At 46.5% G+C, this 23,214-nt stretch carries 18 protein-coding genes and 1 pseudogene; 13 read left to right on the top strand and 6 right to left on the bottom strand.

Going from position 1 to position 23,214, the window contains the following annotated elements; translation table 11 throughout:
- Positions 1-47: 47 nt before the first annotated feature.
- From ACF8OV_RS05015 to ACF8OV_RS05005, 3 genes are all read right to left on the bottom strand, one after another.
- Positions 48-1,574, bottom strand: coding sequence for a tripartite tricarboxylate transporter permease (locus ACF8OV_RS05015; RefSeq protein ID WP_025575490.1), 1,527 nt, complete (start codon positions 1,572-1,574; stop codon positions 48-50).
- A 19-nt stretch (positions 1,575-1,593) separates the two neighbouring features.
- Entirely contained in the window at positions 1,594-2,088 is a 495-nt protein-coding gene (locus ACF8OV_RS05010; RefSeq protein WP_015296786.1) for a tripartite tricarboxylate transporter TctB family protein, read from the bottom strand.
- Between the two features lie 241 nt (positions 2,089-2,329).
- Positions 2,330-3,301 (bottom strand): tripartite tricarboxylate transporter substrate binding protein, encoded by a 972-nt coding sequence (locus tag ACF8OV_RS05005; protein WP_069494215.1) that lies wholly within the window; start codon positions 3,299-3,301, stop codon positions 2,330-2,332.
- Between the two features lie 267 nt (positions 3,302-3,568).
- Here ACF8OV_RS05005 and ACF8OV_RS05000 point away from each other — a divergent pair, with 267 nt between their 5' ends.
- The 10 genes from ACF8OV_RS05000 to ACF8OV_RS04955 all read left to right on the top strand — a co-directional run bounded on the left by ACF8OV_RS05000 (position 3,569) and on the right by ACF8OV_RS04955 (position 17,286).
- Positions 3,569-3,967, top strand: coding sequence for a GFA family protein (locus ACF8OV_RS05000; protein ID WP_203502545.1), 399 nt, complete (start codon positions 3,569-3,571; stop codon positions 3,965-3,967).
- 264 nt (positions 3,968-4,231) lie between these two features.
- Entirely contained in the window at positions 4,232-4,945 is a 714-nt protein-coding gene (locus ACF8OV_RS04995) for a GntR family transcriptional regulator (protein WP_005464619.1), read from the top strand.
- Between the two features lie 12 nt (positions 4,946-4,957).
- Positions 4,958-5,854, top strand: a complete 897-nt coding sequence (gene prpB / locus ACF8OV_RS04990; RefSeq protein ID WP_203502544.1) for a methylisocitrate lyase — start codon at positions 4,958-4,960, stop codon at positions 5,852-5,854.
- Between the two features lie 131 nt (positions 5,855-5,985).
- Positions 5,986-7,128, top strand: coding sequence for a 2-methylcitrate synthase (prpC, locus tag ACF8OV_RS04985; RefSeq protein WP_005500536.1), 1,143 nt, complete (start codon positions 5,986-5,988; stop codon positions 7,126-7,128).
- Positions 7,129-7,355: 227 nt separating this feature from the next.
- Entirely contained in the window at positions 7,356-9,947 is a 2,592-nt protein-coding gene (gene acnD / locus ACF8OV_RS04980) for a Fe/S-dependent 2-methylisocitrate dehydratase AcnD (RefSeq protein ID WP_203502543.1), read from the top strand.
- 9 nt (positions 9,948-9,956) lie between these two features.
- A complete protein-coding gene (prpF, locus tag ACF8OV_RS04975; protein ID WP_203502542.1) occupies positions 9,957-11,153 on the top strand; it encodes a 2-methylaconitate cis-trans isomerase PrpF in 1,197 nt (398 codons plus the stop codon).
- Positions 11,154-11,210: 57 nt separating this feature from the next.
- Positions 11,211-13,088 carry a propionyl-CoA synthetase gene (locus tag ACF8OV_RS04970; RefSeq protein WP_021823037.1) on the top strand — a complete coding sequence of 626 codons (1,878 nt, stop codon included), beginning with the start codon at positions 11,211-11,213 and terminating at the stop codon, positions 13,086-13,088.
- A 195-nt stretch (positions 13,089-13,283) separates the two neighbouring features.
- Positions 13,284-13,766: a GNAT family N-acetyltransferase gene (locus ACF8OV_RS04965; protein WP_203502541.1), complete on the top strand. Its 483-nt coding sequence runs from the start codon at positions 13,284-13,286 to the stop codon at positions 13,764-13,766.
- A gap of 199 nt (positions 13,767-13,965) precedes the next feature.
- Positions 13,966-15,516, top strand: coding sequence for a trypsin-like serine protease (locus ACF8OV_RS04960; RefSeq protein WP_203502540.1), 1,551 nt, complete (start codon positions 13,966-13,968; stop codon positions 15,514-15,516).
- A gap of 306 nt (positions 15,517-15,822) precedes the next feature.
- On the top strand, positions 15,823-17,286 hold the full coding sequence (locus tag ACF8OV_RS04955) for a bifunctional NUDIX hydrolase/phosphatase PAP2 family protein (RefSeq protein ID WP_203502539.1): 1,464 nt from the start codon (positions 15,823-15,825) through the stop codon (positions 17,284-17,286).
- A gap of 97 nt (positions 17,287-17,383) precedes the next feature.
- On the opposite strand, the gene ACF8OV_RS04950 is transcribed toward ACF8OV_RS04955, so the two are convergent.
- Complete coding sequence (locus ACF8OV_RS04950; RefSeq protein WP_203502538.1) at positions 17,384-18,193, bottom strand: Cof-type HAD-IIB family hydrolase; 810 nt, start codon at positions 18,191-18,193, stop codon at positions 17,384-17,386.
- 165 nt (positions 18,194-18,358) lie between these two features.
- Between ACF8OV_RS04950 and queE the strand changes: the two genes are divergently transcribed.
- Positions 18,359-19,009 (top strand): 7-carboxy-7-deazaguanine synthase QueE, encoded by a 651-nt coding sequence (queE, locus tag ACF8OV_RS04945; protein ID WP_029785507.1) that lies wholly within the window; start codon positions 18,359-18,361, stop codon positions 19,007-19,009.
- Positions 19,010-19,023: 14 nt separating this feature from the next.
- Entirely contained in the window at positions 19,024-19,722 is a 699-nt protein-coding gene (gene queC / locus ACF8OV_RS04940) for a 7-cyano-7-deazaguanine synthase QueC (RefSeq protein ID WP_017448988.1), read from the top strand.
- A 13-nt stretch (positions 19,723-19,735) separates the two neighbouring features.
- On the opposite strand, the gene ACF8OV_RS04935 is transcribed toward queC, so the two are convergent.
- On the bottom strand, positions 19,736-20,353 hold the full coding sequence (locus ACF8OV_RS04935; RefSeq protein WP_005477806.1) for an OmpA family protein: 618 nt from the start codon (positions 20,351-20,353) through the stop codon (positions 19,736-19,738).
- 2 nt (positions 20,354-20,355) lie between these two features.
- Positions 20,356-21,672 (bottom strand): TolC family outer membrane protein, encoded by a 1,317-nt coding sequence (locus ACF8OV_RS04930; protein WP_024103885.1) that lies wholly within the window; start codon positions 21,670-21,672, stop codon positions 20,356-20,358.
- Positions 21,673-22,075: 403 nt separating this feature from the next.
- Here ACF8OV_RS04930 and ACF8OV_RS04925 point away from each other — a divergent pair.
- Positions 22,076-23,214, top strand: a pseudogene (locus ACF8OV_RS04925) (Calx-beta domain-containing protein); the annotation flags it as partial.

Genomic DNA, 23,214 nt, shown 5'->3' with positions numbered 1-23,214 from the left:
ACCGCGAGGGTGGCTTTTAGGGGCTATCAAGAAGGAGGAATCGACGATTATTGCTCAACTTTTATAGGTTGCGCTTTAAGCTTTTGAAACAGCTTCACAAACAGCGGGCTACCCAGCACTAATACTGCCAGCACAGTAAACGTCAACGTAATCGGACGCTCCCACAAGAAGCTCAACTCACCGTCAGAAATCATCAACGCTCGGCGCAAGTTTTCTTCCATCAAGCCGCCGAGGATGAAGCCAAGCAGCAATGGTGCGAGCGGGAAGTTTGCCAGTCTAAGTGCAATGGCAGCCATCGCCACAAGTAGCATCACAAACACATCCATCGTATTGAACGAAACTAAGTACACACCTGTAATTGAGAAGAACAAAATCATAGGTAGAAGCACTGTTCTTGGAACGGCCAGTAGTTTCGAGATGTAAGGAATCAACGGCAAGTTAAGGATCACAAGCACGATGTTACCAAAGTACATTGAGATGATGACTGACCAGAAGACATCCGGGTGTTCAACAAACAGGCGAGGGCCAGGTTGAATGCCGTAGGCGATTAACGCGCCAAGCATAATAGCGGTGGTGCCTGAGCCTGGAATACCCAGCGTTAACAATGGAACGAATGAGCCACTTGATGCGGCATTGTTCGCTGATTCTGGCGCAACCAGACCACGAATGCTGCCTTTTCCGAACTCTTCTTTTTTCTCTTTTGGAGCCAAGTTGCGCTCTAAGCCGTAACTTAGGAATGCCGCGATTGTTGCGCCTGCGCCCGGAAGTACGCCAGTAAAGAAACCTAGGATAGAAGAGCGGATCGATACCGGAGCGACTTCTTTAATTTCCTCTTTGGTGACTTTCATCGAGCCGATGTTGCTCAATTTGTCTTGCTCTTCATCACGAGTATCGTTTGAAGGTTTGAGAATCCCCATTAAGGTTTCGCCCAAAGCAAACGTCGCCATTGCAAGAAGAAGGAAGCTAAAACCGTCCATCAAATCGGTTAAACCAAAGGTGAAACGCTCGACGCCAACGCCTTTATCGATACCGACTGTCGACAGCATCAAGCCAAGAATGGTCATCATCCACGCTTTAATGACCTGACCTTTACCAGCAAAAGCCGCAACGGCAGACAAGCCGAGCAACATCAATGCAAAGTAATCAGAAGATTGAAAGCTTAACGACACGTTAGCCAAGGCTGGCGCAGCCACGAGCAGCATGATGGCCGAAAGTGTGCCGCCAGTAAAAGAGGAGTAAGCGGCTAATGCTAGCGCTTTACCCGCTTGACCTTTTTGCGCCATTGGGTAACCGTCAAACGCGGTTACGACCGTTGAAGAGCAGCCTGGTGCGTTGATCAAAATTGAAGAGGTTGAGCCACCAAATACGGCGCCGTAGTAAACACCCGCCATCAAGATGAGGCCCGATGAAGGCTCTAAACCATAAGTAATCGGGATCATCAACGCGATGGCCGAAATTGGGCCAAGACCCGGCAGCATGCCGATAAATGTGCCGACGAAGCAGCCAACAATCACCATCATGATGTTCATTGGCATCACCGCGGTGGATAAACCTTGTAGAATTCCATCTAACATAATTCAGTCCTTTCTTTGGCTACCAGATGGTGAAAATCAAACCCGGTTCGAGATAGATATCCAAACCTTGAGTGAGCAATAAATAAAAGGCGATAACGAATGGGAAAGAGGCACCAAACAAAACGGGTTTGCGTCTTTCTCCAAGCAGATAGAAACCCGCAAGCAAAAAGAAACCTGTCGCGAGTACAAAGCCCAGGTAGGTTAGGCCCAAGCCGTAAAGGGCCATCAGCACTAAGAACGAGATCAGTAGCTTCCAGTTGAAGGTTAAAACGGCGCCGCTCTTTTTGTCTGGTTGGCCAGTCACAAGAAGCAAGAGAGAAAGCCCGATGCCGATATAAGTCAGAATGGTTGGCAAGGTGCGCGCAGTAAACGGTTCATACTCATCGCCCGGAAACAGTGCGATTTGAGACGTTTGATAACCGTAGCAAAGGCAGAAGAGCAGGAAAATCATGGCGCCAACACGGTCGCGACAGAGTAGATATTCTTTGGTAAAAACGTTGGTTGAACGAGACATATTCAACTCCTAACAAGAATAAAAAAGACCGTATATGAACGTTAATGTGCAAAGTAATCCATTAACAAGTAAGCATTTCGCTGCTAGTCGATATGCTTAACAATCAATAAACAAAGGAGTGTGTATGCCGAGTGTCGACAATGTCCATATACGGTGAAACATAGAGTGCAAATGCCGTTGGGGCGAATAGCAACTCAGGTTTTACGCTAAGTTGCTATCGGAGGGAGCCCCGGAATAACGGTTATTTCAGGAAGCCTAGCTCACGCATCAGGTCACCCATTTGCTTCTCTTGATCTTCAAGGAACGCGAAGAATGCTTTGTCCGCTTTGTAGTTGTCTATCCAACCGTTGCGGTCACGAACGACTTGCCACTCGTCAGTGTTGTACATCTTAGCGAATGCGGCATTCCATTCGTCGATTTTCTTTTGGCTAACGCCCGGTGCAGCAAAGAATCCACGCCAGTTCGCAAATACCGTTTCGTTGCCGTATTCCGTTAAAGTTGGAATGTTCGGCGCGGCTTCTAGGCGTTTTGGCGCAGTGATAGCAAGTACTTTCACTTGGCCAGATTTGGACATTTCCAGTACTTCACCTAAACCTGTTGAAAGCAATTGAGTTTCGCCAGAAAGCAGGGCTGCCATTGCTTTACCGCCCGCATCATAGCCAATGTAACGGACTTTACGCGCATCAAAGCCTTCGCCTTTAAATGCCGCCGCAATGACAAGGTGATCCATAGACCCGCGCGCTGAGCCACCAGCAATCTTCACTTTGCGAGGATCGGCTTCAAACGCTTTTACAGCATCTTCCCATGTGTTGTATGGCGAGTCCGCAGAGGCAACAATCGCGCCGTAATCTGCAACTGTTGCAGCCACAGGCGTTAGGTCACGGAAGGATTGAGGAAAAATACCGCTAAGAGAACGCACAACGATTGGTGTTGAGTTCACCATGAGCGTGTCTTCTTGGCGATCTGCCGTTTCAATTAAGTGAGCAATCGCTTTACCACCGCCGCCACCTGATAGGTTTTGAAACGACACGTTCTCTACGATGTCTGATTTTACTAACACATCACCCGTACCACGGGCAGTCATATCCCAACCGCCGCCAGCGCCACCTGGGATCAAGAAGTGCATTTTTTCAATATCCGCAGCAAAAGCGTTGAATGAGAATGAAGCTGCGATGATTGAAGCGGCGAGCGTTGGTTTGATTACCTTTAACATGTTCACGTTCCTTATGTTGGCGACTCTATTTTTTGATGAGCCTTATTATTTTGCTCCGTCTTAATGCCGTGTAAGCGTTAAGTCTGAACTTTGTGTAAAGGTTAATTAACTGTTAAATGTCTGTCTTTAAAACGGAGATAAAGAGAATATTGAGCATTGCGGCTATTTTGTTCATAAAGTTCACGACGAGAAACAGGGGATAGGTCACGCGGATTTGCTTATCGGTAGGCCATAATAGGGCGACAACAAATGAATAAGGAAAGAGGAATGAAAGGAACATGTTTGTGCGGTGCAATCGAAGTTATCGCAGAACCCAAGAATGAAGTGAGTCTGTGTCACTGCTCAATGTGTCGAAAATGGTCGAGTGGGGCACTTCATGCCGTGCATTGTGGCCCAGAAGTCACATTTAAAGGTGCAGAGCCAAAACGTTATCAGTCTTCAGATTGGGCAGTACGAGGTTTTTGCGGCGTGTGTGGGACGAACTTGTTTTACCATCTCTTGCCAACCAACGAATACATCCTTTCTGCTGGCTTATTCGATAATCCTGATTTTAAGTTGACGCTAGAAATCTTTACTGATGAAAAGCCGGGTTACTACGAGCTCAATCCTCATTCTAAAAAGATGACAGCACAGGAAGTCTACGACCAATTTGTGCCAAAAGAGTAGCGGTTCTCGATTTTTTGCTCGGCAATTATACGTCTTTCTTTAATTATCAATAAATTAGAGTGTTTATAGTTGTCGACAATTGTTTCTTTCCATTACAAAAAACCTCTGTAAATCATTAAATCTTCCCAAATTCGTCCATTTCAAACTACGACCTTAGTCTAAATTGTCGACAATTTACTTGATTGTCGACACTTTGATCGTCTATTTTAAATTCAGGTTAAGAAATTGTAGACACTTTGATGTCGATTAAGTGAGTGCCTGAATATGAACTCTGAGTTGAAAGCTCGTTACAAAGTACTGGGTTCTGAGAAAGAACACACCAAGTCCGAAACGCTGACAGAAACACTGATCGAAGTGATCGTAAATGGTGATGTGGAACCGGGTAGCAAAATCTCGGAGCCTGAGCTAGCAAGGAAATACCAAGTCAGCCGTGGTCCGCTACGCGAAGCATTAATGCGTTTGGAAGGGCTTGGGTTGATTGAGCGTATTCCTCATGTTGGTGCAAGAGTCACGACCTTCTCTCCAGCCAAACTGATTGAACTGTATTCGGTGCGCGAAGCTCTGGAAGGCATGGCAGCACGACTTGCAGCACGACACATTACGCAAGAAGAGTTATTAAGCTTGGAAATGCTGTTGTCGACACATTCAAAGCACATCGATCAAGTGGAAGGCGCCTCTTACTTCCATCAGCATGGTGATTTTGATTTTCACTATCGCATCATCCAAGCAAGCCGAAACAGCAAGCTGATTTCTCTGTTGTGTGACGAGCTTTACCACTTGCTGCGCATGTACCGCTATCAGTCACCGCGCGCGCAATCTCGTCCAAATGAAGCGCTGACTGAACATAAATTCATTCTGGAAGCCATTCGCAATCGCGATGAAGAACTTGCAGAAATGTTGATGAGACGACACATCTCAGGAAGTCGAAAGCTCATCCAATCGCAAATTATACATACAGAAAGTTTAGACAAAGACTAGAAGGAATTCGTCATGAGCTTAACACCGGGGGCGAAGTTCAGACTCGCCGTAGAACAAAATAATCCGCTGCAAATTGTCGGCACCATTAACCCGTACTGCGCCATGATGGCGAAGAACTTGGGGCATCAAGCGATTTACTTGTCTGGTGGCGGTATTGCTAACGCTTCATACGGATTGCCTGATCTAGGCATTACAACATTGAACGATGTACTGGTTGACGTTGACCGCATCACCAACGCGTGTGATTTGCCGCTCTTGGTCGACATCGATACCGGTTTTGGCGGCGCATTCAACATCGCTCGCACCATTAAGCAAATGGAAAAAGCGGGCGCGGCTGCGGTGCACATGGAAGACCAAGTTGCACAAAAACGTTGTGGTCATCGCCCGAACAAAGCAATTGTGAGCCAGCAAGAGATGGTTGACCGAGTGAAAGCGGCGGTGGATACGCGTAATGACGAAAGTTTCGTGATTATGGCACGCACAGATGCTCTTGCCGTAGAGGGCATGGACAGTGCGATTGAACGTGCCATTGCGTGTGTGGAAGCTGGCGCAGACATGATCTTCCCAGAAGCGATGAACAAGTTGGATCAGTACCTTCAGTTCTCAAATGCGCTAGAGCAAGCGACTGGAAGACACGTTCCGATTCTGGCCAACATTACTGAATTTGGCGCAACACCACTGTATGGCTGTGACGAATTAGCAAAAGCGAAAGTGGACATGGTGCTTTACCCATTAAGTGCGTTCCGTGCCATGAACAAGGCCGCTGAAACGGTTTACAAACACTTACTAGAAGTGGGTAATCAGGAAGCGCTGGTTGATTCGATGCAAACACGCAAAGAGTTGTATCAACACCTGAACTACCACGACTACGAAGACAAACTTGACCAGCTATTCTCTGAAGGGAAATAGCGGGGAAAAGAAAAGATAGACGGAAGCCCAAGAAAAGATAATCGGAATTTATCTAATCCAATAACGTGAAATTCGTCTGGCTAAAAACGCTCCAACAGAGGGCAAAGCCAGACAGAAAAGGAGTTCAAACAATGCCTCAAACTGTAGCAAAGAAAGCAGAGTTAGGTGGTGCTGGCCTGCGTGGTCAAAGCGCTGGAAGCACAGCTTTATGTACTGTCGGTAAAACGGGGACCGGTCTGACTTATCGCGGTTACGATATTACTGACCTTGCCAATAATGCTCAATTTGAAGAAGTTGCACATCTTCTGTTACGCGGTCACTTGCCGAACCAACAAGAACTTGATGCGTACAAGACACACCTACTGAGCCTTCGCGGTTTGCCGACCGAGCTAAAGCAAGCTTTAGAACTGATCCCAGCAAGCGCGCACCCAATGGACGTCATGCGTACAGGTTGTTCTGTATTGGGTAACTTAGAGCAGGAAATGAGCTTTGATGAGCAACTGCAAGCAACAGAGCGCATGTTAGCCTTGTTCCCAGCCATCATCTGTTACTGGTACCGTTTTAGTCACGATGGCGTTCGTATCGACACAGAAGATCAAACCGAAGATTGCATCGGCGGTTATTTCTTGCGATTACTTACAGATAAAGAGCCATCAGCGCTACACAAGCAAGTGATGCACTGTTCATTAATTCTTTACGCAGAGCATGAGTTTAACGCATCAACCTTCGCAGCACGCGTTTGTGCATCAACATTGTCAGACATTCATTCTTGTATCACGGCTGCAATCGGTACGCTTCGTGGCCCTCTTCACGGCGGTGCAAACGAAGCAGCGATGGAGATGATTGAAGACTGGCAGACGCCGGATGAAGCCGAAGCTAACATCATGCAAATGCTGGCGAATAAAGACAAGATCATGGGCTTTGGTCATGCGATTTATCGAGAAAGCGACCCTCGCAACGCACTGATCAAACGTTGGTCTGAGGAATTGTCGAAGCATGTGGGTGACACGCATTTATACGCAGTATCTGAGCGTGTTGAATCGGTGATGAAGCGTGAGAAAGGCTTGTTCTGTAATGCGGACTTCTTCCATGCATCGGCGTACCACTTTATGGACATTCCGACCAAGCTGTTCACACCGATTTTCGTGATGAGCCGTTTAACTGGTTGGGCTGCACACGTGTACGAGCAACGCGCGAACAACCGCATTATTCGCCCAAGCGCAGATTACACAGGTCCAGATCATCAAGAGTGGGTGCCTATTGAGAATCGCTAGCGCGAAAGCCAGTCAAAGTCATTACATGCTTTGATTGGTTTATCTCCTCCTTCTTCTGTTTTCACTCTCTCTTGGCAGAAGAAGGAGGACTTCTCGTCACAAACATTACTAGAGCGACTACATCTCAAAAAGTTCTCCAATCAAGTTCTCCAAACTGCTTTGCTAGAGTAGCGTTTCTAGAGTGATGGGGAGAAGGCCAAGATGTACAGATTGAATGGAAGCAAACCATGAGCACAACTATTAATACCCAATTCCGTAAGTCGCTTCCGGGGACTCAACTTGATTACTTTGATGCCCGCGAAGCCGTAAACTCTATCTCTCCTGGAGCCTATGAAACGCTCCCTTATACCTCTCGCGTTCTTGCCGAACAGCTCGTACGCCGCTGCGATCCAAGCGTATTAACAGACAGCCTGAAGCAGCTCATCGAACGCAAACGTGATCTTGATTTTCCATGGTATCCAGCACGTGTTGTTTGTCATGACATTCTAGGTCAGACAGCGCTTGTTGACTTAGCCGGTTTACGTGATGCGATTGCCGATCAGGGCGGTGACCCGTCTAAAGTGAATCCAGTGGTTGAAACCCAGCTTATCGTTGACCACTCGCTTGCGGTAGAACACGCAGGTTTTGATCCAGAAGCATTCGAGAAAAACCGCGCGATTGAAGAGCGCCGTAACGAAGACCGATTCCACTTTATTGAGTGGTGTAAAACGGCTTTTGAAAACGTCAGCGTAATTCCCGCAGGTAACGGCATCATGCACCAAATTAACCTGGAGAAAATGTCTCCGGTTGTGCAGACGAAGCAGGGCATTGCTTACCCAGATACGTGTGTTGGTACAGACAGTCATACGCCTCATGTTGATGCACTGGGCGTTATCGCGATTGGTGTTGGTGGTCTGGAAGCCGAAACCGTGATGCTTGGCCGCCCGTCAATGATGCGTCTACCAGACATCGTGGGTGTGAAACTGACTGGGAAACGTCAACCGGGTATTACCGCAACGGATATCGTTCTGGCGATTACAGAGTTCTTACGTAATGAGCGTGTTGTTTCTTCATATCTTGAATTCTTCGGTGAAGGTGCAAGAGACCTGACAATCGGTGACCGCGCAACCATCTCCAACATGACACCAGAATATGGTGCGACAGCAGGTATGTTCTACATTGACGAGCAGACCATCAACTACCTGAAACTGACTGGTCGTGATGAACAGCAAGTTGACTTAGTTGAGAAATACGCTAGACAAACTGGCCTTTGGGCAGACGACCTTGATACTGCGGTTTACGAGCGCGTACTTGAGTTCGATTTGTCATCAGTGAGCCGTAATATGGCTGGTCCTTCAAACCCTCACCGTCGTTTACCAACGTCTGAGTTGGCACAACGTGGCATTTCTGGTGCATGGGAAGAGAAAGAAGGAGAATTGCCAGATGGCGCGGTGATCATCGCTGCGATCACCTCTTGTACTAACACCAGTAACCCAAGAAACGTCGTCGCTGCGGGCCTTGTGGCGAAGAAAGCTAACGAACTTGGCCTGGTACGTAAACCTTGGGTGAAATCCTCTTTTGCTCCTGGCTCTAAGGTGGCGCGTCTTTACTTAGAAGAAGCGGGTTTGCTACCAGAGCTAGAAAAACTAGGCTTTGGTATCGTCGGTTATGCATGTACGACTTGTAACGGTATGAGTGGCGCGTTGGATCCGAAAATCCAACAAGAGATCATTGACCGCGACCTGTACGCTACAGCCGTACTGTCTGGTAACCGTAACTTTGATGGCCGAATTCATCCTTACGCGAAGCAAGCTTTCCTGGCTTCACCACCATTGGTTGTCGCTTATGCGCTAGCCGGTACGATTCGTTTTGATATCGAGCGTGATGCACTTGGCACTGACCAAAACGGTAAACCAATTTACCTAAATGATTTGTGGCCAAGCGATGAAGAGATCGATGCTGTTGTCGGTAAACACGTTAAGCCAGAGCAGTTTAATCAGGTTTATATCCAGATGTTCAAATTGGATGATGCAGAGAAAAGCTCTAGTCCGCTTTACGACTGGCGTCCGATGAGTACCTACATTCGTCGTCCACCTTACTGGGAGGGGGCTCTTGCGGGTGAGAGAACGCTATCTGGCATGCGTCCATTAGCGGTTCTTGGTGACAACATCACAACAGACCACTTATCACCATCCAACGCGATCATGGCGAGCAGTGCGGCGGGTGAATACCTTGCCAAAATGGGTGTACCGGAAGAGGACTTCAACTCTTACGCGACTCACCGTGGCGATCACTTAACGGCGCAACGTGCGACCTTTGCTAACCCGAAACTATTTAACGAAATGGTGAAAGAGAACGGTGAAGTGGTTCAGGGTTCTCTGGCGCGAATCGAGCCAGAAGGTCAGGTTGTACGCATGTGGGAAGCGATTGAAACCTACATGAACCGCAAACAGCCACTGATCGTAGTCGCTGGTGCTGATTATGGTCAGGGTTCATCTCGTGACTGGGCAGCAAAAGGCGTTCGATTAGCTGGTGTAGAAGCTATCGTTGCAGAAGGCTTTGAGCGTATTCACCGCACCAACTTGGTTGGCATGGGCGTGTTACCACTGCAATTTAAGCCGGGTGTTAACCGCAATACATTAGAACTGGATGGTACTGAACTTTACGATGTCGTGGGTGAAATTAAGCCGGGTGCAGATTTAGCCTTGGTTATTACACGTAGCAACGGTGAGAAAGTCGACGTTCCGGTTACTTGTCGCTTAGATACCGCTGACGAAGTGCACGTGTATAACGCAGGTGGTGTTTTACAACGCTTTGCTCAAGATTTCTTGGCGCAATAAGGAGTGGCTATGGAAAACAATACTCCGAATCAAATGAGCCAAATTAAAGTGCCTGCGACGTACATGCGTGGCGGCACAAGTAAAGGTGTCTTTTTCAACCTTGAAGATTTGCCATCAGAGGCTCAAGTGGCAGGTGAAGCGCGTGACAAACTGTTGTTGCGAGTTATCGGCAGCCCGGACCCTTATGGTAAGCAAATCGACGGTATGGGCGGCGCGACGTCAAGTACAAGTAAAACGGTGATCGTTTCGCGCAGCAGCCGTGACGATCACGATGTTGATTACTTGTTTGGACAAGTATCCATTGATAAGCCATTTGTGGACTGGAGTGGGAACTGCGGTAACTTGTCTGCCGCAATTGGGCCTTTTGCTATCCATGCAGGCTTGATCCCACAAGGTCGACTTCCAGAAAACGGCATTGTGACGGTGCGTGTATGGCAGGTGAACATCGGTAAAACTATCTTGGTTCATGTGCCGATTGTGAACGGATTCGTGCAAGAGACCGGAGAATTTGAACTTGATGGTGTGACGTTCCCGGCCGCAGAGATTCAGGTCGACTTTGTTGACCCGGCAGATGGGGAAGGCAGCATGTTCCCAACTGGAAACTTAGTCGATGATTTGGTGGTGCCTGATGTGGGGACGTTTAACGCTACCTTTATCAACGCAGGTATTCCAACCATTTTCATTGATGCTGAGTCTATTGGCTATCAGGGCACAGAACTACAAGATCAAATCAACAACGATGACGCAGCATTAGCGATGTTTGAATCCATCCGTGCGCATGGTGCGTTAAAAATGGGTCTGATTTCTGAGCTTGAAGAAGCTCAGACACGCCAGCACACACCAAAAATCGCGTTTGTATCCAAGCCGAAAAGTTACCAGTCCTCAAGTGGTAAAGCGGTCAATGAGTCGGAAATTGATGTGCTGGTACGGGCGTTGTCGATGGGCAAACTTCACCATGCAATGATGGGAACAGCAGCCGTTGCGATTGCTTCGGCGGCGTGTGTACCGGGAACATTAGTCAATCTGGCTGCTGGTGGAGGCGAAAAAGAGTCAGTGACTTTTGGCCACCCGTCAGGAACATTAAAAGTTGGAGCACAAGCGAAGCAAACTGAACAGGGCTGGGTGGTACAAAAAGCCATCATGAGCCGAAGTGCGAGAATACTAATGGAGGGATTTGTGCGTGTACCCTCTGATGTCTTTGAGTGAAAAGAACGGTCTTTGAATAGAACGAGAGCAATGTCAGGACATACTGGAGGAAGCAATATGTCTTCATACGAAAAAGAATATTTATGGGCGAAAAACGAACCGGAGAGTTTTTGGCGCGCTCAAGCGGAGAATATCGACTGGTTTGAATCTCCTAAAACCATCTTGAAATCTGATGAGAACGGCATCGAACGTTGGTTCCCAGATGGGGTGATGAATACGTCTTGGTTGGCACTGGATTACCATTGCGAACAAGGACGTGGTGATAATACTGCGCTAATTTATGACTCACCAGTAACGGGAAATAAAAAGACTTACACTTACCGAGAGCTACGCGATCAAGTTGCGAAAATTGCCGGTATGCTTTCTGCCCAAGGCGTTGAAAAAGGCGACCGAGTTGTTGTTTACATGCCGATGATCCCAGAAGCGGCAATGGCAATGCTTGCTTGTGCACGTTTGGGTGCGATTCACTCAGTTGTGTTTGGTGGTTTTGCGCCTAATGAGCTGGCGGTACGTATTGAAGATGCAGAGCCAAAAGTCATTATGACGGCATCGTGTGGCATCGAAATCAGTAAAATCATTCCGTATAAACCATTAGTAGACAAAGCCATCATGGACAGCCGTTGGAAACCTGAGAAAGTGTTTGTTTTCCAGCGTCCAGAATGTGAAGCCGAGTTAAATCAGGAAAGAGATTTGGACTGGCAACAGGAATACAAAAAAGCGCTGCCTCATGCTTGTGTTCCTGTATTAGCAACAGACCCACTGTATATCCTTTATACCTCAGGCACGACGGGCAAACCGAAAGGGGTGGTACGTGATAACGGTGGCCATGCGGTAGCACTGAAGTACTCAATGAGTGCAATCTACAACATCCCGCAAGGTGGTGTGTTCTGGGCGGCATCCGACGTGGGCTGGGTAGTTGGTCACTCGTATATTGTTTACGCGCCATTGATTCATGGTTGCACCACAATACTGTTTGAAGGTAAGCCAGTCAGAACTCCGAATCCGGGGGCATTCTGGCGTGTGTGTGATGAATATAAAGTGGATGCTTTGTTCTCGGCGCCAACGGCTTTCCGTGCGATTAAGAAAGAAGACCCGGAAGGCGAGTTCTTAAAGCAGTATGATCTGTCAAACCTGAAAACCATCTTTATGGCTGGTGAGCGTTTAGATCCTCCTACGCTGGAATGGGTACAAAGTAAAACGGACAAACCGGTTATCGATCACTGGTGGCAAACAGAGACAGGTTGGGCGATTGCGGGGAACCCAACGGGCATTGAAATGATGCCAGTAAAAGCAGGTTCTTCAACTAAGCCTATTCCGGGTTATCAAGTAGAAATCCTCGATGAGCTGGGTGAACCAGTAAAACCTAATCAACAAGGTTTTGTGGCGTTAAAGCGTCCGTTACCACCAAGCTGTTTACCAACGGTATGGCGAAACCATGATCGTTTTGAAACGGGCTACCTAAGCCAATTCCCGGGTTACTATGTTTCTGGCGATGGCGGCTACCTTGATGAAGATGGTTACTTGTTCATCATGGGACGCATTGACGATGTGATTAACGTCGCTGGCCACCGTTTGTCTACTGGTGAAATGGAAGAAATTGTTGGTGGTCACCCTGCCATTGCAGAATGTGCGGTTGTGGGCATTCACGATGAGCTAAAAGGACAGCTACCACTTGGTTTCGTTGTGCTGAAAGATGGCGTGAAGGTTGATGAGTTAGCGCTAGAAGGCGAACTTGTGGGCAAGGTGAGAAATGAGATTGGCGCGGTTGCATGCTTCAAACACGCACTGGTTGTAGATCGCTTACCGAAAACACGTTCGGGTAAAATTCTGCGTCGAACCATCCGCCAAATTGCTGATGGAGAGCAATACACCGTGCCATCGACGATTGATGATCCAACGAGCCTGAATGAAATAGAGCGAGTGTTACGACGCTAACAATTTATCGTCGTACTCAAATGAAACCCTGATCCTCGAACTCCGTAGTTTGGTTCTGCCTCTGTATGCTGATTTGTACAGGGGCTTTTTTGCGTTGGTGCTCCAGAAAACAATCGTGAGTAGGTGCTTTTGTGGCTTGCCAAGCCTGTGTTTTCGCAACACACTATACGGACTCAAATTTTGGTAACCCTTAGTATGTCTGTATTTGTAATCAAAGCTGCGAGTTTTGAGGATTTAGAAGTGCTCAACGATCTCATGTTCGATTTGCACGATGAGCACCATGTTCAATCCCCTGAATTGTTTAAAACTGCCGAAGAAATCGAGCAAGAGAAAAGCATTGCTCGTTACATCGATAATCCCGAGTGTTTGGTATATGTAGCGAAAGTCGGTGATGAAGTTATCGGTTTTGTCTCTGGTCACTTTTGTGAGTTAACTTCCGTTGTCAGCCAACCTGTGATGATGGGCAGTGTGGATGAGTTGTATGTGATGCCGGAATATCGAAAGCGAGGAACGGCTCAAGCTTTGCTCGATAAGATAGAATCTACCTTTATCGATTACGGTGCAACCCAGATGTTTGTTGAGGTTTGGAGTTTTAACCGCCAAGCACTCGCATTGTATGAAAAACAAGGGTTTGGGCATCATATTCACTGTTTGCGAAAGCCCTTAAATCCATCGTAATTAATACGTCTCGTTGACGGTAATTCAGTGACAGAAACCATGTGGAATTGAAATCATTCAGTTCATCAATAGACTTTTGCGTTTAAGTGGCTCGCAAGCTATGAATTTGCTACTCAACTTACATTGGTAACATTGAATTTGTCTGCTTGTTTTATGAGTAGCACGAGGATCGTGCTTACAAAAACAAGAGGATAATACTTTGAAACTATCAAAATCGTTACTTGCTTTGGCAGTCTTGCCAATGTTTGCAAGTGCTGATGATTTATCACAGACGCAAAACCACATCATTCAACCGAAAATCGTGGGCGGCATTACCGCCGATCCAACTGAATGGAAGTTCTACACACAAATTGTAAGTCGCTACAGCAATCGTTCCTATTGCGGTGCCAGTTACATTGGCAATGGCTATGTATTGACGGCGGCTCACTGTGTGGAGGGCGATTCACCGAGTCAAATCGCCGTGAAAATTGGTGGCGTCGTGTACAACGGCACCGATGGAGTAAGAGCGAATGTGAGTGAAATCCACATGCATCCGTCTTATCGCCGCGCCACGCTTTCTTATGATATTGCGGTTCTAAAGCTAGATTCTGTCCCTCAAGGTGTATCCGCCGTTGAAATTGCTGACGGCAGCTTGGCGCAGTACGCCAGTATTGGAGATTGGTTGACAGTTGCAGGTTTAGGTCGAACGTCAGAAGGCGGCAGTTCGCCAACAAGATTGCAAGAAGTCGATGTTCCACTCGTGTCGGATGCCACTTGTCGTCAGGCGGGTGGAAACTACACCACCGTTGGGGAAGTGGCATTCTGTGCAGGCGTGCCGCAAGGTGGGATAGATTCATGTCAGGGTGACAGCGGTGGCCCGATCGTTATTAATCGCGGCGGTGCGATTACCCAACTTGGTGTGGTTAGCTGGGGAATAGGGTGTGCACGTCCGGGTATGTACGGCGTGTACAGTGATATTGCTGCATTGCGCAGTTTTGTGGATGGCGTCATCGGCACTTCAACGCCTCCGAAAGATAACGTTTCTGTTGGTTACACTGCTAATCAAATGTTGCCAGCGTTTAATGTTGGCGAACTCAAGCAGCATGGATTTGTGATTAGTAATTCGGGAAATACTGCATTCACTGTCGAAAATGTACGCATTGGCGGCTCAGGAGTGACTGATGCAGCACTGATTGCCAACGATCAATGTTCTCAAACAACGTTAGCTGCCAATACGAGCTGTCGTGTGGATGTGGAGTTCGGCGCATCACAAGCGGGTGAAGCTAGAGTGACGTTGAACTTTGGCGTTGATAAAACCAGTACGTTATATCAAGCGGTTGTGTTTGCAACAGCCAAATCGGTAACATCGCCACCAACAGGAAGCTGTGCAAACGAATGGCAAGCCTCATCTGTTTACAATAAAGGCGATACGGTCACGTGGAATGGAAAAGTGTGGCAAGCGCAATGGTGGACTCAAGGCGATAACCCAGCAGAATCGGGTTCCTGGGGCGTTTGGCAAGCCGTGAGCGATGCAAATTGTACGTCACATCAAGATCCGGTCATCCCGCCGACTGAACCGCCAGTTGTATCTGTTCCTTCAGATAATATCTATCAAGCAGGAGCTCAATACCTCGCTGGCGATGTTGTGACTAATCAGGGCTCGTCTTATCAATGTTTACCGTGGCCAAATAGTCTTTGGTGTGGTTCGACGCCAAGCGCTTATGAGCCGGGCGTAGGTTCTGCATGGACTCATGCGTGGATAAAGCTATAAAGTCATACTAATCATAAATGGGGTTTATTGTTTTCGAATAATAAGCCCATTTTTGTTGTTTTAAATATGAGAACCCACAAAATACCTATGACTTTATCCTGACAGTTTGCTTATATAACTGGCAGAATTGCGATCAATATTTCACGTTTTGTCTGATTTTTGTCAGATTTACATTAAGAATTTTCTCCGATGACTTTTTTGACTTGTGCATCATATGCATAACTCGTTACTTAATTTATGTCGAAAAATATTGGTAATACTGCCATCATGCATTGGTCATTATTCTCTTCATTAAAGGTTTATCTTGTGCTGAGACAGTTGTTTTTTCTCACTCTCTTTTCTGCTTTGCTTTCTACGTCTTCGATGACAATGGCAAAATCGGTATCCGGTGTGTCATTGAATGGAATTAAAGGCGCGCTCTGTGTTGTTCGAGCCGACGACAAGCTTGTACTGGTTCATGAAATTCTCACTAACAAAATCTCCTTGCCGGGAGGTACTATTATTGAAGGTGAATCTCCAGAAATTGCCGCGCAACGAGAAACGTGGGAAGAAACGGGGCTTGCAGTAACTGTCGGTAATGAGTTGGGTAGAACCTCAACTGCGATCTTGTTCGACTGCGTATCTGATTCTGAAGTTATCGCTTTTTCTATGAATAACTCATTGGGTGGAAACGAGCTGCCTTCTTGGTTTTCGCCTCATTACGGTGTGGAAGTGGCTTCTGCCATGCTGCTTAACCCAAGTGAACTTACGGCGTCTCAATATCGCTATCCGGCTCAATGGCCAGAAGTTGTTAACCTTTTTGCTAATGCAACAAACCAGCCGGTTTCTTACGTTACACAGCTAATTGAGTCTGCACCTACATTCCGTCAGGTCGAGCTTTCTTGGGTGATGGAACTGCAAGGTTGGATTGGTGAGCTTTCAGACAACAGTTACAAAGCCGCGTACGACTTTGCAACTGTAGTGATGGAGCTGACGACGCCGACTATTTTGCTGTTTTTATTCCCGTTCGTCATGATGCGCTTTGATAGTCGCTTTGTGTACCGACTGTTCTTCGCCATTACCGCGACATCTTTAATGGTTTTGGTGGCACAGCAGGGATTTTCTCTACCAAGGCCGCATGTGTACGTGCCTATGGCGGAACTTCCAAACAGTTACGGCTTTAGTTTTCCAAGCTTGCCTATTGCGGTTTGGTTCTGTGTGTTGACATTTTTGTTCCAAAGAACGCATAGCTTTGGATTTAACAGTACCACAGTGTTGATGGCCGCTATCACGCTAATAGTCATGCTGTGCAAGTTCTTCCTAGGTTCTGCGTTTATTCTTGATATGTTACTGGGCGCCTTGTTGGGCATCTTGGTTGCTTGGCACGTATTACGTTTGGAAACGAATCCAGAGGTCAATGTTGATCAACTCCTCAGCTCAAAAGGAGTGTGGTTTACGTTGACTGCAGTGACTGCCGTTATTTCGGTGATTTGGCCGTTACCTGTGTTTGGCAACTGGTTAGCGATGTTGATCACGGCTTCTGCACTCGTGCTTACGTTTAAGGAGTCTCAGGTGAGATTAAACAGTAAGCAGATGATTTTTGTCACTTTGGCGTTGATATTGACTCAGCAGGTGTATTTGTTTGCAGCGACGAGCGTCTCTTCCAGCGGTTTTTGGTCATTGGTGTTTATGACGCTCCACTATCCGATATTGATGCTGTTGTTCATCTTTATGGCAAGAAGATTGACTCATCAAAATCAGTACCAAGAAGGGCTCAAACTGTCAGAATAATAAGTTCTTCGGTATCAAGTAAAAAGCCTCGCAATTCGCGAGGCTTTTTGTGTTTTAGGTGCTTAATTCTGTAAAGCTACTTTTATTAAAGCGAGGCCTAAGCGTTAAGAACAAATTTCTCAATTGCTTTCGCTACGCCGTGGTCGTCGTTACTTTCAGTGATGTAATCTGCGATTTTCTTGGTTTCTTCCATCGCATTTTCCATCGCGATACCAAGACCTGCGTACTTCAGCATGTGGTGGTCATTTTCAGCATCACCCATACAGATCACTTCTTCTGGTTGAATTCCTAAGTACTCAGCAATCGCTGCAACTCCGATGCCTTTGTTGCTCGCTGGGTTAAGAAACTCTAGGAAGAATGGGGCACTTTGAACAACAGTAAACTTTTCACGCATTTCAGGCGGAAGTGCAGCGATGACCTCAGTTAGTTTACTTGGCTCGGCAACCATCATTGCTTTGATGATTGGATGATCATCTTCTAGCGATTCAAAATTCATCTCTGTCACATCTAAGCCATTAATGTTGGCTTCGATGTCAGTGTATGGGTTGTTCTCATTAGTGATCAAGCCGTGCACTTGGCTGAATGCGTGCACATAAGCGCCTAGTTCTTTCGCTTTACGAGCGACTAATTTAGCAGCCTTACCATCAATGATTTGCTGGTGGATAATTTCGTTTGTACCTACGTTTTTAACCATAGAACCATTGTAGAAAAGGACAAAATCTTTCTCGGAATGAATATTCAGCTCATCCAATTTTGCCTGCATGCCTTCAAGTGGGCGGCCAGAAGCCAAAACGACAGTAACGCCAGCTTCACGAGCTTTCGCGATAGCGTGTTTGTTTTCTTCTGAAATCGCTTTGTCGCTGTTTAATAACGTGCCGTCCATGTCTAGGGCGATCAGTTTGTACATCTTTACTTACCTTAAAATAATGGGAACCTGAGTATGAAACTACAAAATGGGCTATTTTAACAATTAATTTTTGGTTTGAATTGACCTAGACACGCCTCTCCATTAAGGTCTTCGCCTCGAAGTTTTATGAGTTAAGTGAGTTCTGCGTTGTATAAGCTAAATGAGATGTTTGAAACCATCCAAGGGGAAGGGATCTTTACTGGTGTTCCTGCCGTTTTTGTTCGCTTGCAAGAGTGCCCAGTGGGGTGCAGTTGGTGTGATACAAAACAAACGTGGGATGCCGAAGAAAAGGATCAGCGTCCTATCGGTGATATTTTGGTGAAGACGGAAGATTCTCCGACTTGGTGCACGGCATCGGCTGAAGACATCGTAGAACAATACAAACAGCAAGGCTTCAATGCGAAGCATATTGTTATCACTGGTGGTGAACCGTGTATTTACGATTTGCGTCCGTTGAGCAAAGCGTTTGAAGATATGGGCTGTCAGTGCCAAATTGAAACCAGTGGGACATCAGAAGTCGTCACGTCTGAAAAAACGTGGGTGACAGTGTCACCAAAAGTGGCGATGAAAGGTAAATTGCCCGTACTGAAAAGTGCGTTGGAGCGTGCTAATGAAATCAAGCACCCAGTCGGTACGCAAAAAGACATCGATCATCTTGATGAACTACTTGCAAACGCTGATATAAAGACAGAAACAGTGATCGCTTTACAACCAATCAGCCAGAAGCCTCGCGCAACTCAGTTGTGTATCGAAACGTGCATCGCGCGCAATTGGCGTCTATCTATTCAAACTCATAAATACCTAAGTATTGCTTAAGCTCGGAGAGTAAAATGAAAAAAGCTGTTGTTGTTTTCAGTGGCGGACAAGACTCGACAACCTGTCTCGTACAAGCCCTTAAAGAGTTTGATGAAGTGCATGCAATCACTTTTGATTATGGCCAGCGTCATAAACTGGAGATCGAAGTTGCACAAAAGATCGCCAAAGATCTTGGTGTAAAAGCGCATAAAGTGATGGATGTTGGTTTACTGAATGAACTTGCTATCAGCTCTCTGACGCGTGATGACATCCCTGTTTCTCACGAATTACAAGAGAATGGCTTGCCGAACTCGTTTGTGCCTGGCCGTAATATTTTGTTCTTAACTCTTGCTGGCATTTACGCTTACCAAATCGGTGCCGATACGGTGATTACTGGCGTGTGTGAAACGGACTTTAGTGGCTACCCAGATTGCCGAGACGATTTTGTGAAATCAATGAACACGGCGTTGGTTAAAGGTATGGATCGAGCTCTGACGATTAAAACACCGCTGATGTGGCTCAATAAGGCAGAAACATGGGCGTTAGCGGATCAATACAATGCGTTGCAACTGGTTCGTGAAAACACGCTAACTTGCTACAACGGCATCATCGGTGATGGTTGTGGCGATTGCCCATCATGTGATTTACGCAAAGCCGGGCTCGATGATTACTTGAATAACAAAGATGCAGTTATGAAATCTTTGGTTCAAAAGCAGGAATCAGAAGGTCTGTAAACAGACCTTCACGTTAGCTTTTTGGAAGTGTGGTGAAAATGGTCCATTCTTTTTTCACTTCACCTTTATGTCCTACTACAGTTGCGGTCACACGTCGGTTCAAAGCATGGCTTACTTCGTCTGTTCCGGTTGTTGCTAAAACCGTATCGCCGTAGCCAACAATAGTAACTCGATCAGGAGTAATACCGTTTTGAAGCAGCGCCTTTCTTACGTTCTCTGCTCGGCGTTTGGAGAGATCTAAATTGTGCTCAGACCCACCTGTGCGGCTCGCGTAACCTTGCAACTCAATGGATGTGCTTGGGTATTCTTTCAAGAAATCTGAGAGTTCTCGAATCTGCTTCGCGAAAACCGGGTTGATTTCGTCTGAATCATTCGCAAATAACACTCGAATTTGCATTTGTTGTGATGAGTTTGCGTAAGATCCGCAGCCATCATTATCAATTTCTGCACCTAATGGTGTGCCTGGACATAAATCGCGCTGGTTAATGACACCGTCGCTGTCGTCATCTTGGTGGTCGGCCCATTGATCTGCAATAGGAGTGTCGATGTAATCGTATTCGTCGCCTCGATCACTCGAAGAGCTACATGCAGCAACAACTAATGACAGTGCAATAATAGTTATGTTTTTCATAATTAATACTCCACTTTTTCTAGCCATTCTTTCGGCATTTCGACTCTTAACGCACTCAACAATTGGCCAGTTGCGTTCATCACACGATATTTGGCATACTGCTCTGCATATTTTGAATCAAGGTAATCTTTACGCGCTTCAAACAACTCGTTTTCAGTGTTCAGAACGTCTAGTAAGGTTCGTTTACCGATTCGATATTGCTTTTCATACGCGATGACCGTCTCAGCTGCCGAATCAACGTGGTCTGCTAAAAATTCTTTTTGTTGCAGCGTTAAGTCCAGAGCACTCCAAGATAAGCGAAGTCCTTCCTCAACATTACGGTACGCGCCTTCACGCAAGTCTTTCGCTTTGTTGAGTTGGTATGCGAAGTTTTCTGAATTTGCCGCATCGCTACCGCCGTTGAACAAGTTATAGCGTAAACGCAACATGGCGAGAGTTTCATCGCTTCGACCTTTTAAGCCATCCGCATCGTCTTTCCAAGTTTGAGAAGCTTCAATCGAGATCGTCGGGTAGTTAACGCCTTTCGATTGTTTGTATTGGAACTTGGCAGAATCCACATCCGCCAATGCGATTTGAATCACCGGGTGTAATTCAAATGCCAAGCCAACCGCTTCATCGACGGTGTAGGGGATAAAGTTCTGATCAGCTCTTGGAAAAATTAACCCTTGTGGCGTTTGCCCCACCAAGCGAGTAAACATTGTGTGGGAGTCGTAAAGGTTGTTTTGTGCAGCTGCCAGATTACCATGCGCTTTCGCTAAACGCGCTTCAACCTGTGTTAAGTCCGCAGTCGAGCCGATGCCGGAAGTGACGCGTTTTTTGATGTCCGTGTAGATGTCCTTGTGAACGGCAAGATTGTTCTCAGACAGCTTTAAGACTTCATAAGCCTTCACCGCATCTAAATAGACTTTAGTGACTTCTAATGCCTTGTCTGAAGCATCAGCTAATAGTTGGAATCGCACCGACTCTGCATCCGCAGCGGTACGGTCAATATCGTTTAATGTCGCGCTGCCATCCCAAATTAATTGGGTTAGGGTGATAGACGCTTCTTTTCTCGTATAGTCAGTGTTGCCTCGCCCGACTTCATCAGATGGGTCGAGGCCTTCGTAACCAATGCCTGCATCAAGATCGAGAGAAGGCAAATAAGCGCCTGTTGACGCCTCATTGATGTACCTTCGGCTCTCAAATTCATTAAATGCGCTTTTGATATCTGGGTTATTTTTTAACGTTAATGCCACGGCTTGCTCTAAAGTTTGACCGAAAACGGGTATAGACACTATTAAGCTACAGCAGCAAGCAATACTTAGTCGGTTCCATTTCACGGTGTTTCTCCTAAAAAAATCGTGTTGCTTTTTGCTGTTTCATCTCACATTTGAGATAAAACATCACAAATAACAGTGTTTGAGTAAGTAAATTATCAACCTACTGTTAAACCTAGGCTTTTGTTTCGAATATCCAGAAGTTCGCCTGATTAAACCTTAGCACATGTGCAAAATGTTGCTTGGCAACCGTTTGTGTTTAAGCAAGAGAAAAGCTTGATTTCTTAATATCATAGCGTTCCACGACCTGTGCAATTCCCTGCTGCACCTGTAACCCCGCCCCTTGAGTTAATCAGCACATCGCTCCTTGCACATACAACGAAAATATGAAGATTTTGACTAAACTATAGACGTAAATATTGGGGTGACAAACTTTTGACTTAGTTCAAAGTGGGGCGAGGTAGATATGGAACGAGTAACTTTTGGCTCATTGATGAGTAATATTGTAGTTATCGGTCTCGATGGGGAAATTAGAACCCTCGAACAAGGACAGTTGCCTAAACCAGGGGAACTAATCATTAACGAAGTTTCAGACACTTCAGAACTGGTCATTGAGCAAGTGACACCGCAAGGCAGTTCCATCAATGTAACTGGTGATATTACTGCGTTGATAGAAGCTATTGCAGCGGGGCAAGACCCGACCCAACTAGGTCAAGAGTTTGAAACCGCAGCGGGCGAAGCAAATGGGTCTAGTCCTCAGACAACAGGGAATGTTGCACGAACAGGGACAGAATTGCTCGCTAGTACCAACTTTGAGACAGTTGGCACTGAAGGAGCGGGATTCTCAACCACTCAGATTCTAACTTTATTGGACATTCTCCCTCCAACTCAGGCACCAGCTCCGACAGGAATTCCTATTCCAGTAACAATTACGGTGCAAGATATTTCGAGCCCTGCAGTAGATGAAGGGCAGCAAGTCTCTTTCGACGTTACCCTTAATCAACCAACGGAAGAAGAAACTACCATAGAGTTTACCCTTAATGATGGTTCTGCTGTAGGCGGGGCGGCGAGCGATGTTGGTGCAGATTATGTAAATACAACGGTTTTAATTACATTATCCGACGGAACCACCCAAGAAATTCAGGTGAATGATGATGGATCGTTCACTGTTTCTCTTCCGATCGGGGAAGAGTCTTTTACGGTTAGCTTGGATACCATTGATGATAATTTAGCGGAAGGATCGGAAACATTCAGTTTGTCCGGTTCAACGCCAGAACAGCCTACTCCAGTTACGGGTGTTGCAACGATTACAGATGAGGCAGAGCAAGGGCCAGAAGATACTGTGACCGTCAATATGACCGGCCCGAATAGCGTTTCGGAAGGTGAAACTACTTCCGAATACACCGTAACACTGAGTGATCCGGCGCCAGTCGGTAGCATCGTGACCTTAGCTTATAGCTACACTACTGCATCCGGTGACGACATCACCGAAACCACCCAAGCAGTGATTGGTGCGGATGGCGTAACCGCCACGTTTACCATCGATACCGTGGACGATGTTTACGCCGAAGGCGATGAAGTGTTCCGTGTCAGCGTGTCAGGCAT

Source organism: Vibrio sp. GLN_1 (assembly GCF_043106015.1).
In the GTDB taxonomy this organism is placed as follows: domain Bacteria; phylum Pseudomonadota; class Gammaproteobacteria; order Enterobacterales; family Vibrionaceae; genus Vibrio; species Vibrio parahaemolyticus.
The sequence above is the reverse complement of the archived record's forward strand: the minus strand, read 5'-3'. Positions and strand labels throughout refer to the sequence as shown.

What these genes read in the sequence shown, in the direction of transcription:
- ACF8OV_RS05015 (WP_025575490.1), bottom strand. Translation starts at nt 1,574, where the DNA reads ATGTTAGATGGAATTCTACAAGGTTTATCCACCGCGGTGATGCCAATG.
- ACF8OV_RS05010 (WP_015296786.1), bottom strand. Translation starts at nt 2,088, where the DNA reads ATGTCTCGTTCAACCAACGTTTTTACCAAAGAATATCTACTCTGTCGC.
- ACF8OV_RS05005 (WP_069494215.1), bottom strand. Translation starts at nt 3,301, where the DNA reads ATGTTAAAGGTAATCAAACCAACGCTCGCCGCTTCAATCATCGCAGCT.
- ACF8OV_RS05000 (WP_203502545.1), top strand. Translation starts at nt 3,569, where the DNA reads ATGAAAGGAACATGTTTGTGCGGTGCAATCGAAGTTATCGCAGAACCC.
- ACF8OV_RS04995 (WP_005464619.1), top strand. Translation starts at nt 4,232, where the DNA reads ATGAACTCTGAGTTGAAAGCTCGTTACAAAGTACTGGGTTCTGAGAAA.
- prpB (WP_203502544.1), top strand. Translation starts at nt 4,958, where the DNA reads ATGAGCTTAACACCGGGGGCGAAGTTCAGACTCGCCGTAGAACAAAAT.
- prpC (WP_005500536.1), top strand. Translation starts at nt 5,986, where the DNA reads ATGCCTCAAACTGTAGCAAAGAAAGCAGAGTTAGGTGGTGCTGGCCTG.
- acnD (WP_203502543.1), top strand. Translation starts at nt 7,356, where the DNA reads ATGAGCACAACTATTAATACCCAATTCCGTAAGTCGCTTCCGGGGACT.
- prpF (WP_203502542.1), top strand. Translation starts at nt 9,957, where the DNA reads ATGGAAAACAATACTCCGAATCAAATGAGCCAAATTAAAGTGCCTGCG.
- ACF8OV_RS04970 (WP_021823037.1), top strand. Translation starts at nt 11,211, where the DNA reads ATGTCTTCATACGAAAAAGAATATTTATGGGCGAAAAACGAACCGGAG.
- ACF8OV_RS04965 (WP_203502541.1), top strand. Translation starts at nt 13,284, where the DNA reads ATGTCTGTATTTGTAATCAAAGCTGCGAGTTTTGAGGATTTAGAAGTG.
- ACF8OV_RS04950 (WP_203502538.1), bottom strand. Translation starts at nt 18,193, where the DNA reads ATGTACAAACTGATCGCCCTAGACATGGACGGCACGTTATTAAACAGC.
- queE (WP_029785507.1), top strand. Translation starts at nt 18,359, where the DNA reads ATGTTTGAAACCATCCAAGGGGAAGGGATCTTTACTGGTGTTCCTGCC.
- queC (WP_017448988.1), top strand. Translation starts at nt 19,024, where the DNA reads ATGAAAAAAGCTGTTGTTGTTTTCAGTGGCGGACAAGACTCGACAACC.
- ACF8OV_RS04935 (WP_005477806.1), bottom strand. Translation starts at nt 20,353, where the DNA reads ATGAAAAACATAACTATTATTGCACTGTCATTAGTTGTTGCTGCATGT.